At 43.7% G+C, this 14,208-nt stretch carries 12 protein-coding genes and 1 tRNA gene; 7 read left to right on the top strand and 6 right to left on the bottom strand.

The annotated features are described in order from the left end of the window. Nucleotides 1-52 precede the first annotated feature (52 nt). Complete coding sequence (locus GTH32_RS03940; RefSeq protein WP_163083945.1) at nt 53-3,142, top strand: beta-galactosidase; 3,090 nt, start codon at nt 53-55, stop codon at nt 3,140-3,142. A 100-nt stretch (nt 3,143-3,242) separates the two neighbouring features. On the opposite strand, the gene arcA is transcribed toward GTH32_RS03940, so the two are convergent. The 6 genes from arcA to GTH32_RS03910 form a co-directional block, all read right to left on the bottom strand. Beyond that, nucleotides 3,243-3,950: a two-component system response regulator ArcA gene (arcA, locus tag GTH32_RS03935; RefSeq protein ID WP_163083944.1), complete on the bottom strand. Its 708-nt coding sequence runs from the start codon at nt 3,948-3,950 to the stop codon at nt 3,243-3,245. Between the two features lie 155 nt (nt 3,951-4,105). Beyond that, a complete protein-coding gene (locus GTH32_RS03930) occupies nt 4,106-5,761 on the bottom strand; it encodes a sensor histidine kinase (protein ID WP_163083943.1) in 1,656 nt (551 codons plus the stop codon). Between the two features lie 115 nt (nt 5,762-5,876). After that, nucleotides 5,877-7,298 (bottom strand): glycogen synthase GlgA, encoded by a 1,422-nt coding sequence (glgA, locus tag GTH32_RS03925; RefSeq protein WP_163083942.1) that lies wholly within the window; start codon nt 7,296-7,298, stop codon nt 5,877-5,879. Nucleotides 7,299-7,438: 140 nt separating this feature from the next. After that, a complete protein-coding gene (locus GTH32_RS03920) occupies nt 7,439-8,521 on the bottom strand; it encodes a class I SAM-dependent methyltransferase (RefSeq protein WP_163083941.1) in 1,083 nt (360 codons plus the stop codon). Further along, nucleotides 8,521-9,240 carry a tRNA (guanosine(46)-N7)-methyltransferase TrmB gene (gene trmB / locus GTH32_RS03915; protein ID WP_163083940.1) on the bottom strand — a complete coding sequence of 240 codons (720 nt, stop codon included), beginning with the start codon at nt 9,238-9,240 and terminating at the stop codon, nt 8,521-8,523. The genes GTH32_RS03920 and trmB overlap by 1 nt, the downstream gene beginning before the upstream one ends. A 93-nt stretch (nt 9,241-9,333) precedes the next feature. After that, complete coding sequence (locus GTH32_RS03910; RefSeq protein WP_163083939.1) at nt 9,334-10,038, bottom strand: alpha/beta fold hydrolase; 705 nt, start codon at nt 10,036-10,038, stop codon at nt 9,334-9,336. A 131-nt stretch (nt 10,039-10,169) separates the two neighbouring features. Here GTH32_RS03910 and mutY point away from each other — a divergent pair, with 131 nt between their 5' ends. The 6 genes from mutY (at nt 10,170) to GTH32_RS03880 (ending at nt 14,084) form a co-directional block, all read left to right on the top strand. Beyond that, nucleotides 10,170-11,231 carry an A/G-specific adenine glycosylase gene (gene mutY, locus GTH32_RS03905; RefSeq protein WP_163083938.1) on the top strand — a complete coding sequence of 354 codons (1,062 nt, stop codon included), beginning with the start codon at nt 10,170-10,172 and terminating at the stop codon, nt 11,229-11,231. 58 nt (nt 11,232-11,289) lie between these two features. Then, nucleotides 11,290-11,562 (top strand): oxidative damage protection protein, encoded by a 273-nt coding sequence (locus GTH32_RS03900; protein ID WP_163083937.1) that lies wholly within the window; start codon nt 11,290-11,292, stop codon nt 11,560-11,562. 317 nt (nt 11,563-11,879) lie between these two features. Further along, nucleotides 11,880-11,955: transfer RNA gene (locus GTH32_RS03895), tRNA-Phe, on the top strand. 172 nt (nt 11,956-12,127) lie between these two features. Continuing rightward, nucleotides 12,128-12,382 (top strand): type II toxin-antitoxin system HigB family toxin, encoded by a 255-nt coding sequence (locus GTH32_RS03890; RefSeq protein ID WP_163083936.1) that lies wholly within the window; start codon nt 12,128-12,130, stop codon nt 12,380-12,382. A gap of 12 nt (nt 12,383-12,394) precedes the next feature. Beyond that, on the top strand, nt 12,395-13,609 hold the full coding sequence (locus tag GTH32_RS03885) for an ImmA/IrrE family metallo-endopeptidase (protein ID WP_163083935.1): 1,215 nt from the start codon (nt 12,395-12,397) through the stop codon (nt 13,607-13,609). A gap of 1 nt (nt 13,610) precedes the next feature. Further along, nucleotides 13,611-14,084: a beta family protein gene (locus tag GTH32_RS03880; protein ID WP_163083934.1), complete on the top strand. Its 474-nt coding sequence runs from the start codon at nt 13,611-13,613 to the stop codon at nt 14,082-14,084. The last annotated feature ends 124 nt before the right edge of the window (nt 14,085-14,208 follow it).

Below are 14,208 nucleotides of genomic sequence, written 5' to 3'. Positions count from 1 at the left end.
ATCTTCGCTATATTTCTTTTAACATAAGTAATACAAACAAGAGAGTCGGGCGATGGACACAGTTGCACACGTAGTAGCACAACAAGATTGGCAAAACCCTGTTGTATATCAACGAAATCGAATAAACGGGCACAGCCCTTTACACGGCTACCCTAGTGTTGATGACGCCTTAGCAGGTAGGCAGGCAAACAAGCGAAGCCTAAACGGAAAATGGGACTTTCGTTTATTTGATTCGCCTTTTGAGGTGCCTGAAAGCGTATTAGCGAAAACGCTATCAGAGGAGGAAAAGCCTCAATGGCAGGGTATCGATGTGCCATCGAACTGGCAAATGGAGGGCTTCGATAAACCTATTTACTGCAACGTTAAATACCCATTTCCTGTTACGCCGCCAAAAGTCCCTGATGACAATTCTACTGGCTGTTACCGTACCCACTTCAACCTGACCAAAGAAGCATTAAAACGGCGCCAACATATTATATTTGAAGGGGTAAATAGTGCTTTTCATCTTTGGTGTAACGGGGGGTATGTAGGTTACTCGCAAGACAGTCGTTTACCTGCAGAGTTTGATCTCACGCCTTATCTTAACGAAGGCGAAAATCGCTTGGCGGTTATGGTTATACGTTGGTCTGACGGCAGTTACCTCGAAGATCAGGACATGTGGTGGCTAAGTGGAATATTTCGCGATGTAGTGCTTCTAAGCAAGCCCACCCATTGTATTGAAGATGTGTTTGCTACACCGCAACTTGATGCTTGCTATCGTGACGCTACGTTGAGCGTTCGCACCTCGTTATCAGCCCCTGACGACTACAGGGTGTCAATACAACTCTTCGATGGTGAAAACGCGGTTACCGAGCCTCAGGTTTCGACGCCGAACAATCGTCGTATTGATGAAAAAGGCGGCTGGGACGATGTGGTTTTTCAATCGCTGAAGGTACAAGCGCCAAACAAATGGACAGCAGAAACACCCTACTTATACCGTTTAGTGGTGAGCTTATTAGATAGCAACGACCAGTGCGTAGATGCTGAAGCTTACGATATCGGGTTTAGAGATATTAGCTTAATTAACGGGCAGCTATGCATAAATGGTAAACCTTTACTTATTCGTGGTGTAAACCGCCATGAGCATCACGAGAGCCGGGGCCATGCAGTAACCGAACAGGATATGATTGAAGATATTAAACTGCTTAAGCAGAATAACTTCAATGCCGTACGTACCGCCCACTATCCCAATCATCCCCGCTGGTATGAGCTATGCGATCACTATGGTTTATATTTAGTAGATGAAGCGAATATTGAAACCCATGGTATGTTCCCCATGGGCCGGTTGTCTCGCGATCCTATCTGGACAGGAGCGTATTTAGCGCGTTATACGCAAATGGTAGAAAGAGACAAAAACCACCCCAGTATTATTATTTGGTCGTTGGGCAATGAGTGTGGTCATGGGCCCACCCACGATGCAATGTACGCCTGGTCAAAATCCTTCGACCCTTCAAGGCCTGTCCAATATGAAGGGGGCGGCTCTGCTACTACCGCTACCGATATTATTGCGCCTATGTATGCAAGGGTAGATAGCGATATTGAAGATGACGCTGTGCCTAAGTGGGCGATAAAAAAATGGCTATCGCTGCCCGGCGAAACCCGGCCGTTAATTTTGTGTGAGTATGCCCATGCCATGGGGAATAGTCTTGGTAGTTTTGCTGATTACTGGCAGGCCTTTAAGGCATATCCTCGCCTACAAGGGGGGTTTATCTGGGATTGGGTAGACCAAGGGCTGTTAAAGCATACTGATAGTGGGGAACCCTACTGGGCGTATGGCGGCGACTTTGGCGATACAGACAATGATCGCCAGTTCTGTATCAACGGGTTACTTTTTCCAGACCGTACGCCTCACCCTGCACTTTATGAGGCTAAATACTGTCAACAACACCTACAGTTTGGCCTACAAGAAGACCAGCAGTGTTATCATATTACTGTGTCCAGCGATTACCTATTTCGTACCACAGACAATGAATTACTTACCTGGCAGCTGCTTGAAGATGGAAAGTGTGTAGCCAGCGGTAGCGAAGATATTGTAATAGCGCCACAAAGCAAGGTGGCCATTACAATACAGCCAAATCACGCCTTTTCAGCAAATGCTCAATACCACCTTAATATTGACGTAAGTACAAAGCACGATTGCCCATGGGCACCAAAGGGACATGTTACCGATACTGAGCAGTTTAGTATCTCGAACAAGGCGCACTTGCTACCCTTTGCCCCGGCAACTGAAACTGCCGACGTGGTGTTAACCCGCGAACAGGCAACGGTATCCGTACGAGTATCAGGTTGCGAGTTTAGTTTTCACTCGCAAACCGGGACGCTCATTTCATGGCTTGTTGATAGCCAAGAACAGCTTAGTGCCCCGCTAGAAGATAACTTTTTCAGAGCCCCTCTTGATAATGATATTGGTGTAAGCGAAGTAGATAATCCCGACCCCAATGCATGGGAGTCTCGATGGCGGCGCGCTGGAGTGGGGCAGTGGCAGAAAACCTGTAGTGGCTTTGAGGTAAGTGAAAATCTTAGTGAAGTAACAATTGATGCGTATTTTACGTATGCATATCAGGGATCGCTTATGGCCAGTACCCACTGGCGTTACCGCATCTTACCAAACGCAGAGCTGCACTTAGATGTACAAGTGAAACTAGCTGATACACTTGTGCCCTTGCCACGCGTTGGGGTTCAGTTTGCTATCCCGCAGCCTCAAAACAATAAGGTTAACTGGCAGGGCTTAGGACCGTTTGAAAACTATCCAGACCGGCGAGCGGCCGCGCGTTTTGGCAGCTATACTGCTTCGCTAAATGATATGTACACACCCTATATTTTTCCTTCTGATAATGGGCTGCGTAGTAATTGTTGTAGGTTAAGCGTAAATCAGCTGGTGGTGCAGGGGCGTTATCATTTTTCCATTAGTCAGTTCAGCCAAGCCCAGTTAAATGACGCTAAGCATACGTGTGATCTTGTACCGCAAGATTGTACCTTTGTATATATCGACCATGCACATATGGGGGTTGGGGGCGATGATTCGTGGAGTCCGAGCACCCATAAGGAATATTTGCTAGAAGAGAAGTATTATCGCTATCAACTTACCTTGAAGGCGCAATAGTGGGCTTTTAAGGGGAACAAAAAAACTAAAAAGCCGCTTTTGAAGCGGCTTTTTTATATCACGTATAAACGTGCTTCTACAGTTAGTAGCTTAGCGTTGCTTAGCTATCTACCGAACCACAGAAACGGTAACCTTCACCGTGAATAGTAACAATCAACTCTTCATCTGAAGGATCGGATTCGAAGTGCTTACGAATACGACGAATTGTTACATCTACTGTACGGTCATTCGGACGTAGTTCACGGCCCGTCATTTCCATGATTAGCTGTTCACGGGTAAGGATCTTACCTGGATTGCTTAAGAATAAGTGTAGCGCACGGAATTCACTGCGGGGTAAGCGAAACTCTTTACCGGTAGGTGAAATAAGTGAGCGGCTATCACCATCAAGGATCCAACCATTGAAGTTAACGCGACTAGGCAGATCATCGTCTTCTGCTGAACTCGTTGTGCGTGATAACAAGTTGCGCGCACGAATAGTTAGCTCGCGAGGGTTGAAAGGTTTAGTAAGATAATCATCAGCACCAATTTCAAGCCCAAGAATACGATCTACGTCATTGTCACGGCCGGTAAGGAAAATAAGCCCTACATTTTTACGGTCGCGTACTTCACGTGCCAGGATAAGGCCATTCTTACCTGGTAAGTTAATATCCATAATAACGAGATTTATTGCATGATTCTCGAAAAAGTCATGCATTTGATCACCATTCTCAGCCTCAAATACATTGTACCCTTCCGCTTCAAATAAACTCTTTAGCGTGGTACGTGTTACCACTTCATCTTCTACAATTAACACATTTGGCGTCTGCATGGTGTTCTACACTCTTTCAAAATCGGTTTAAGCAATTACTGGTTAAATTTTAATATCCGTCTGCGCATTTGCAAGCAAATACATAATATTCTTTATGTTTTAGGTATTGGGGTTAGCCAACAAAAGTCAAGTAAAGTTCAAAAGTTATACACTTTTTAAACTTTTTTCGCACTAGCTATTGGAAAAACTATAACAAATTCTACGCCTTGCCCCTCTTCATTGGAAAGAACGATAGAACCGTTTAGCGCCTGAGTCACTAAGTTATAGACAAGGTGCATTCCCAATCCAGACCCGCCTTGGCCACGTTTTGTGGTTACAAACGGATCAAAAATTCGTTTTTTAATATCGTCTGGAATGCCTTTTCCGTTATCGCGATAGACTAACTTAAATTTATTGGCAGTTACCAATTCGGCGGATATCTCAATATCGCCTTTTTCTATGTTTTCAAATCCGTGAATAACCGAGTTCATAATTAGGTTAATCAAGATTTGATTAATAGGGCCAGCTTTCATCTCAACGCATAAGGTAGGGTCGCAATTTACGTTGATATTGTGTTGTAATTTTTTTAAACGAGGCTGTAAGGATAATAGTATCTCATTAACTAGCTGTGCAAAGCAAAAAGATCGACTAGTTTCGCTGGTTTGATCTACGGCTACCTGTTTAAAGCTGGATATTAGTTCGGCTGCGCGATTTAAATTACGATAAATAATGTTCAGGTTTTCTTTGCTTTCATCTAAAAACCGCTGCAATGCGCTCGCTTTTAGTGTTTTGTTATTGAAATCTTTTTCAATAACCGCCAGCCGGTCGAGCATCATGGTTGAAGCTGTAACGCCAAGCCCTATGGGCGTATTTACCTCATGTGCAACGCCAGCTACCATATCACCCAAGGCGGCCATTTTTTCGTTTTGTACCATTTGACGCTGAAACTGGTGAAGTTTTTCAAGGGTTTGAATTAGTTCTTGGTTCGCCCCTTTTAGCGCAAGTGTGCGCTGATTAACAATTTCTTCTAATGAGGTATTTAACTTATTATGCTGTTCTTCTGCGCGCTTTTGCTTTTGCATGTATTCTTGAATGCGAATTAACATCACATTCACGGCATCGGCCAATATGTCGAGCTCTTTTACATTAGAGCCATCGCTACGTGCCGAGTAATCTCGTTGCCTTGACGTGCGCTGTAAAAATTCCGCAATATGTTTAATTGGCGCTGTAACCACCCGCTGAAAGCGTATAGCTAATAGAAAGCTTATTGTTAGCAGCACCAGCATTACTGTAACGTTTAGAAGTAAAGATGCGCCCACACGTTCGTTGAAGCTTTTTGTGGACATGCGCAGATATACCCACCCTACGGTCGAACCCGTCTCTACATCATAGATACGCTCTGCAATTTCAAGATAATCTCGGTCTTCTGATAGCTTTACCTTGGCTTCAAGTGAATCGAGTTGGTTAACCTTGCTTGTAATCAAATACTCGCCTTCTCTATTGTAGGAAGCAAACCGTTCAGGTGCGTTGAGCGTTGCCTGTTGGTAATAACTGTTTTTATAGATATGGACATTTAAGATGCGCGGGGCATGAGATAGGTTGTCTAATTGCCGGTCAAGATAATCCGGTTGGTTTGCTAACAGATAGGCGGCAGACGTTTGTCCAATTAGCTTTGCTAAGGTAATAGTATTTGTCTCAAGATCTTCTCGGTAGATTTTAACTTGGTTGTAGATCGATAGGCCTGAGGAGATTACAAGCGAAAGGGTAGCAATTGACATCACCGCCCATAAAAATAAGCTTCTAATTGAAAGCTTGTGTGCTTGTTCTGCCATTTTCTTATTTATTTTCTACGTCCTGTTTTAATCAATAGTGGCTTATTCTCTTAGAAAAAGAAAGCCACTTTAGCCAGCCGTATTCTGCTTAATGCAGTAATACGGCTGGCTATGTCTACACGGCAGACTGATAAAGGGAAAGATATTGCTCGGCAGCGGCTTGCCAAGTAAAACGGGTGTGCATACCGCGCTTTTGCATTGCTCTAAATTCGTTAGGGTGCTCGTAATAAAATAATAGGGCGCGACGAATACAAGTAAGCAATGCTTCGGGTGTAGGAGATGTAAACATAAAGCCTGTAGCGGCGTCACTATGGGTGTTATCTACTACGGTATCTTTTAGGCCGCCTACCGCGCGCACAATTGGGATAGTGCCGTAGGCTAAGCTGTACATTTGATTAAGACCACAGGGCTCAAACTGAGAGGGCATGAGGAAAAAATCGGCGCCAGCTTCTACGAGATGGGCATATTCGGTACTAAACCCATTAATAAAGTTGAATTGGTTGGGGTGCTGTTGGGCAAATTCGTCTAAGTCCATGCACACTTTAGGATCGCCCGTACCAACAATAACAATTTGAACATTATGCTTAGCTAAATCATCAAGGATAGGCAATATATAGCCGAACCCTTTTTGATCGGTAAGGCGGCACACCATACCAATTAATGGCACGGTGGTATTTACTGGAAGCCCCGCTTTTTTTTGCAACCCTTGTTTACAAGTTTGCTTAGCATGCAAATTGTCTGCGTCATAGTTGGCGGGCAGGAAGCTATCGGTAGCTGGGTTCCATTGCGTATAGTCGCACCCATTTAATATGCCCGATAAATCAGCTTGGCGTTTAACTAAACGCTCGTGCAATCCATGGCTACCTAAGTCGGTAAGTAACTCTTGGGCATAATTGGGGCTTACGGTTGTCACTTTAGTGGCAAACTCAATACCCATTTGCAGCATATTTATATAACCGCCATGCACCTGAGACTGGATATTGGGATGGTGGCGTAAAAATGGAATTTGCTGTATTTGGTGCACGCCTTGAAATGCAGCGTTATGAATAGTAAATACTGAACGAGTACGTTCAAAGAAACCGCCTTGATCATGGCTTAACAAGTAGGGCAGTACAGCAGTATGCCAGTCGTGACAGTGAATAACATCGGGCACTAGAGAAAGCGCTTTTAAGGTTTGTAGTACCGCACCGCTAAAAAAGCTAAATCGTTCCCCGTTATCGGCATAGGCTTCGTAAGCGTTAGAATAAAGTCCATCGCGCATGAAGTAATCAGGGTAGTCGACGAAGTAAACATTTATACTGTGCCAGTCCATCATGCGAATATCAAAGTGGTACACTTTCCCTTCACAAAACAATATTTGCGTGTCGCACGCAGTGGAAAGGTTGTAGGTTTCGGCCAACTCTTTGTAATAGGGCATAACAATCGCGACGTCTTCGCCCGCTTTGTTTAAGGCTAGGGGAAGCGCCTTGCCTACATCTGCCAATCCACCTGTTTTAACCAGCTCTTCTACTTCTGATATCGCAAATACTATTTTCACGCCAAAAACCTCGTGTGTGTGACTTAGGCGCATGTTAGCCCTTAAACGTCACGCGGGAATTATTACGCGGTGAGCCATAACTATGACCCACACGCTTAAAGCAGAGTATTACGTTAGCACTTTTTAGTTAAAAAGTACCATCATAAAGCAGCTTGGTAGAGTGAAAACTGAGTTGTTTGTGCGGTTGTAAGCACCCTGGGAAAATGTTCGGCCAGCAAACCCGGGTAGGGAAGGAATCGGTTCGCCACCATGTGTAATGTTCCCTGCTTAGTAAGCAGTTTCTTGGCATCTTGAATAAACCGTTTGGTTACCGTGTAGTCGGTTTTCACCCCAGTATGAAAAGGGGGATTGGTGACAATATGCTGAACCTTACTATTAATACCTTCTAAGCCATTTGCCGCGAACAAGGTGGCGGCTTGTTGGTTGGCCGCCAGCGTCATAGCGCTACAATAAATTGCCAGCGCACTAACATCCGATAACTGCATGGAAAGATGGGGATAACGTTTGGTTAAATAACTTGCGATAACGCCTGCACCGCAAGCAAAATCCAGTACCGTTCCACTTAATATGTTGGTGTGTTTTTCAAGAAGTAGCGCCGTCCCTTTATCAAGTTCACCGTGGCTAAATACGCCAGGCATAGATACTACTTGCCAATCGACATCGTTTAGCACATAGCGCTCTTGCTCTACCCAAGCGTGCGGCTCAAATGCGATATGGTCTTGCGATACCTCGGTAGTGATAATGCTGCAATGACGGGCAGAGTCGACTTTTTGTGTGGCGCCGTATTGTTGCATCAGCTTAGCCGCACTTTTTATTCCACCTTTGTTTTCACCTACTACATGAATTCGCCCCCCTTCACCTACTAATCCAGCAGCCATACGAAGCAGCATAGAAAAGTGATTTTTTGCCTTAGGTAAATAAATCATAGCGTCGGTATGAGATTTTACAGAGGTAATAAAAGGCGTGAAGTAATGGGTATGCAGCCCAGCTTTTTGTTCAACACTAAAGCCAGTTTCAGTAATGTCCCTACTATCAAACGTAATCGCAGGAACAACTTTCACACACTCAGCAAATACGTCGAAGTACTGGTGCATTACCGTTAAAGGCTTATGTTTTAATTCGTCAAGAAAGTACGCGTCTGACGGGTTAATAAATACCCAGTCGCCGTTATCGAAAAGTCCGATATTGCGTTCAAGTAATTGGCTTTGCGGCGTTAAAATCATTATTGGGTACGCTCGAATATAAGATCCCAAACACCGTGGCCAAGCTTTTGACCGCGAGTTTCAAACTTAGTAATAGGGCGGTAATCAGGGCGAGGTACATAGCTGCCCTCTTCGGCAGTACTTGTGTAACCTTCAATGCCATTCATCACATCGGCCATATGTTCAGCGTAGGGCTCCCAATCGGTTGCCATATGAAAATGCCCGCCAATGGCAAGTTTGCTGCGTACCAGTTCAGCAAATTCGGTTTGCACAATACGACGCTTGTGATGACGCTTTTTATGCCAAGGGTCGGGGAAAAATAGTTGAAGGCGAGAAAGGCTAGCGTCAGGGATCATATTCTTTAGCACTTCAACCGCATCGTGTTCCATCAAACGCAAGTTAGAAAGCGATTGCTCGCCGGCTTCTGCTAAACATGCACCCACGCCTGGACGGTGAACTTCTATGCCAAAGAAGTTCTTATCTGGCGCTGATGCAGCCATTTCTACAAGAGATTTGCCCATGCCAAAGCCTATTTCAAGCACCACAGGGGCGCTACGCCCAAAGCATGCGGTTAAATCTAACGGCGAATCTTGATAATCGACCCCCATAGTTGGCCAATAGGTTTCTATGGCGCGGGTTTGGGCTTTCGTTAGCCTGCCTTCGCGCTTAACAAAACTTTTTACCTTACTTACGTAAACACCAGCGGCTTCTGCTTCCGCCTGACTTTTGAATTGCCTCATTTGCAATGCCTTACTAACCCAAATTTACTGGTGGCGCATTATCCACTTAGCGGCCTGATATGCAACGCCCTAATGAATAAAAATGATGTTTTTTTAAGCGCCAATGGTTTTGCTGATAATAGCGGCAACCTTGCAAGGTTGTTCTATAGGTAGCATATGTCCCGACTCTTCTATGACGTTTAGCGAGGCGCTTGGTAGCGCGGTGGCCATTGCGCGTAGCTTGGCAAGCGGAGCAATGTTATCGTCGCTAGCGGCAATAATACTAATAGGCACCTTACTTTTGGCAAGGGCAGGGAGCAGGTTTTCCCGTGGCGTAGTGGCTTGCGTGTGTGCTAGCAAGGTATTTTTACCTAAATCGTTAGCCATGGCCTGCACGGTATTAGAAACGCTGTCTTCATGCCGATAGTTAGGGTGGATAAATCTGTTGAGATAGTGCTCATCAGAAAGATTAAACTTACCTGAAGTAAGGGCAGACACCAATTGTTTGCGCCGTATAAGCTCGTCTTTTGACAAACCACTGGCATCATAGCCAATAAGCGTAATAGAGGCGACATTGTGTATGTGCTCACAGGCCCATTTGGCAGCAATAAAGCCGCCCATCGAGTACCCTACAAGATGCACTTTCTCATCACCTAATACACGATCGCCGGTAAGTGCCATCATGTCGTCTAACGTAGATGCCCACTGCAGAGGCACATATCGACGCTGAGCTATCGATAGCTGTCGCCATAGTGGAAGAAACACGCGTTCGTCACATAAAGTGCCGGGCAAAAACAAAACAGGGTGCGTAGCGCTCACAGGCAATCCTATTAATACAATAAATTGTTGCCATGGTAACATATTGCGCTAACGATAAAATAAAGCCTAATAACCCAACTCATGGGGTTTGCAGGCATACACTAGCCTTGTGATATTAATGCGTAGTATTTATGACTAATTCAGTGACGCCACCTACATTCGCCCAGCGTGTTCTTCAATGGTATGACGAACATGGCCGTAAGCATCTTCCGTGGCAACAAGATATTACTCCATACAAAGTATGGGTGTCTGAAATTATGCTACAACAAACCCAAGTGGCCACGGTAATTCCGTATTTTGAACGTTTTATGCAGTCGTTCCCTAACGTAGAAGCACTAGCAAATGCGCCTCAAGATGAGGTTTTGCATCATTGGACAGGCTTAGGCTACTACGCTCGCGCACGAAATTTACATAAAGCTGCGAAACAGATTGTCAGTGTTCACAATAAAGAATTCCCCACATCTATTGAAGATGTTGTAGCACTGCCGGGTATAGGACGGTCTACGGCCGGCGCCATATTATCGATAGCTTGCCATCAAAAACATGCCATCTTAGACGGGAATGTTAAACGTGTATTGGCGCGCTATTACGCTATTGACGGTTGGCCCGGTAAAAAGACGGTGGAAAATGCGTTATGGACCGTGGCAGAGAAAAACACCCCTGCGCAGCGCTGCCATCACTACACGCAAGTGATGATGGACTTAGGGGCCATGATATGTACCCGTACTAAGCCAAAGTGTGATGAATGCCCCTTACAACAAGATTGTATTGCGTATGCGCAGGGCGAGCAGAGTAAGTACCCGGGTAAAAAACCAAAAAAAACACTTCCTGAGAAACAAACCTTACTAATCGTACCTGTGTTTAACAAACAAGTTTATTTAGAACAGCGCCCACAAAGCGGGTTATGGGGAGGCTTGTACGGTTTTGTTGAAGCGAGTGATATAAAAGCGGCAAAATCTGAGTTAGCTAAGCGGGGTATTGCAGCAGGGACGTTCACAAAACACGCAGAGTTTCGTCATACCTTTAGTCACTTTCATTTAGATATAACCCCTGTGTTAGCCGTGGTAAACTCTGCACAAAGGTTACAGGTGGCAGAAACAAACGCTCAGTGGTTTGTGTTTGATGAACCCATAGAAGTAGGTTTGGCGGCACCAACGAAGAAAATCATTCAACGGTTAGAGCATATGCTCTAGTAAGATTATGGTATGCAGCACAGCAGATAAGCATGTTGCACAAGTAATGGACGTAATTATGAGTAGAACAGTATTTTGTCAGCGGCTTCAAAAAGATGCCGAAGGACTGGATTTTCAGCTTTACCCCGGTGAGATAGGTAAACGTATTTTTGACAATATTTCAAAAGAAGCATGGGCAGATTGGCAGAAAAAGCAAACCATGCTAATTAATGAAAATAAGTTAAACATGATGGAGCCTACTGCCCGCGCTTTTCTTGAAGAAAAAATGGTGGCCTATTTATTTGATGGCGTTGAACCTACAATAGAAGGCTATGTGCCGCCTGAAAAGTAAGCAAAAACGGCTTTTTTGTTTAAACTATGTGCAAACGGTAATGAAAGCGAAAAAAAACCTATAAAAACGGTTGACTTGTTAGCCCGAAATCCGTTTAATACGCACCCACAGCGAGACAGGCAGTTAACGCCTTAACGCAACGAGTTTCGCCTCGATAGCTCAGTTGGTAGAGCAGCGGATTGAAAAGTGCAAGCTTTATCGGTCGAATTTACCAAGCTAAGCTGTTAGGATAAGAGATATAAAGTTAGTAAGCACTTCGATTTGGCTTGCAAAGTTTTGCAAAGAAAAATTAAAGCTTACATTGCACAGTTTTATGTGCCTCGATAGCTCAGTTGGTAGAGCAGCGGATTGAAAATCCGCGTGTCCCTGGTTCGATCCCGGGTCGAGGCACCATTCATACAGAAGCCCTGATCAGAAATGGTCGGGGCTTTTTTGCATTTAAAGTTCTTATTTATTTCTAAAGTATATTCCAAATATCCTCTCATAAATGAATTTCCCAATTTGGGAGCTTGATCTTTATCCTTAAGGTGGTATTATCCTCCCAAATTGGGAGTTTTTATTGGCTATGCGACTTGTAGGAAAAAATACATTACATAAAGCTATCCTAGCAGATGATTCTGTCGGGAACTGGCTTCGTTCATGGCTTTCTGAGCTGTCTGACGCGAATTGGAAGCATCCTACTGATGTTTGTGAACAATTTCCTAATGCCACAGAATTTGATCAGGGGCATTTTATTTTTCCAATTAAAGACTCCAGTAAAAAAGTCAGTTTGCAGATTGCATTCCCTCAAGGAATCGCTGTTATTACTGGTTTAAAGTGAATTAGAAATATTATGGAAGCTAAAGTAATACGTACAGAAGAACAATACGAAGCTTATCTAAATGAGGTACAGGTTTTGATATCAGAATGTCCAAAGCTCAATTCTATACAAAGTGAGCGATTGGAATTATTAACTGTACTTTTAGAAGCTTATGAAAATTCAAAATATCCGATAGAAAGCCCAGATCCTATTGAGGCTATAAAATTCCGAATGGAAGAAAAAGGTTTAAAACGTGCTGATCTCATACCTTATTTTGGTACCAGCAGTAGGGTTTCAGAGGTACTAAATAGAAAAAGACCATTGACAGTGCAAATGATCAGAGCACTCACTATCGGGCTTGGAATATCGGCAGAAACTTTAGTCGGTGCATCGTCACCCGTTGATAATGCTAAGAGTAACGAATTGGATTGGTCTAAATTTCCAATCAAGGAAATGTCAAAAAGAGGTTGGGTTCAAGGCATAAATAAAAATATAAAAGAAAGTGTAGAGGAAATTGTCAAAGGCTTTATTTCTGATTCAGGTATTGAATTTGGCTCAGCATCTTTCAGAAAGACATTCTATGGTGAGGCTGAGACTCCAACATCTAAATATGCACTTTACGCATGGGTGGCAAGAGTTATACAACGGGCTAGGAAGAAAAAGAGCAACGTTGGGAAATTTATGCCAGAGGCTTTATCCACCAGTGCTCTGAAAGAATTAGCGCGATTGAGCAGATTTGAATCAGGTCCTCTGTTAGCAATCGAGCAACTTGAACTAATGGGAATTGTGGTAATCATTGAACCTGCCCTAAAAGGCACGTTATTGGACGGTGCAGCATTAAAGGATTTGGACGGTACGCCAATTATTGGACTAACACTTAGATACGATAGAATTGACCATTTTTGGTTTACATTGCTCCATGAGTTGGTTCATATATGGAAGCATGTGGATAGTAATGAAGCTTTTTTAGATGACCTTGATTCTTCTTCAGAAGATCGTAAGGAAGCTGAGGCGAATCGTTTGGCAACAGAAGCTTTGATACCACGAGTTCTTTGGCGTAGAAGCGATGCTTTTAATAACCCTAGTAAAGATACAATTGAAAGATTTGCCAAAGATTTGAAAATACATCCTGCAATTGTGTCAGGGAGGATTCGAAAGGAAACTGGCAACTACAGCCAGTTCGCCGATATGGTCGGGCAGAATCTTGTTAGAAAACTCTTTGTTTTATCCGAAAAAATTGAGGCCTGATATGACACCAGCATACTTCCCAATCTTAAAAGCTAAGGACGCTGAATTTAAAGCATTAAGTGAAGCAAAAGACATTGTTAAAAAAACAATGATTCCTTTGTTTGATATCCCTAAGTTTAATCCAGAATTAAAACGATATCAGGGTAGCCCACACCCCAAAGCAACTTTTCTTGATGAGTTAAGCGTAGCTATAAAAGATGTATGGAGCAGTATGCCATTAATGTTCGATTCTTATCATTGGCAAACTCCTGGAGACCGAACGGAAACTGGAGAACACCATCTTTCATATCTATATGAATCTTTGAAAAGCAACGGATTAAACCCCATTCCCGTCATTGGTTATGATAGGTGGGATGATGAGGAATACAGAGCAGGCTTAAAGACTATAACAGGATCTCATACTGGACTAGTATGCCTTAGACTAGATCGCTATGCGTTTGATGATGCTAATGATCCTGAATATCTCAAAGAATGAATCGCCCCGAGTTCATCGGAGACCAGTTTGTTTAAGTCAGGCCACTTTACCTGACTCGTTTAAATTATCATAGTAGTCTGTTTCATATTGAGCTGGTGAAATATACCCAATTGAAGATAATAAG

The sequence above is a fragment of the Alteromonas profundi genome (genome assembly GCF_010500865.1).
Lineage (GTDB): Bacteria > Pseudomonadota > Gammaproteobacteria > Enterobacterales > Alteromonadaceae > Alteromonas > Alteromonas profundi.
This window is presented reverse-complemented; position numbering and strand designations above follow the sequence as displayed.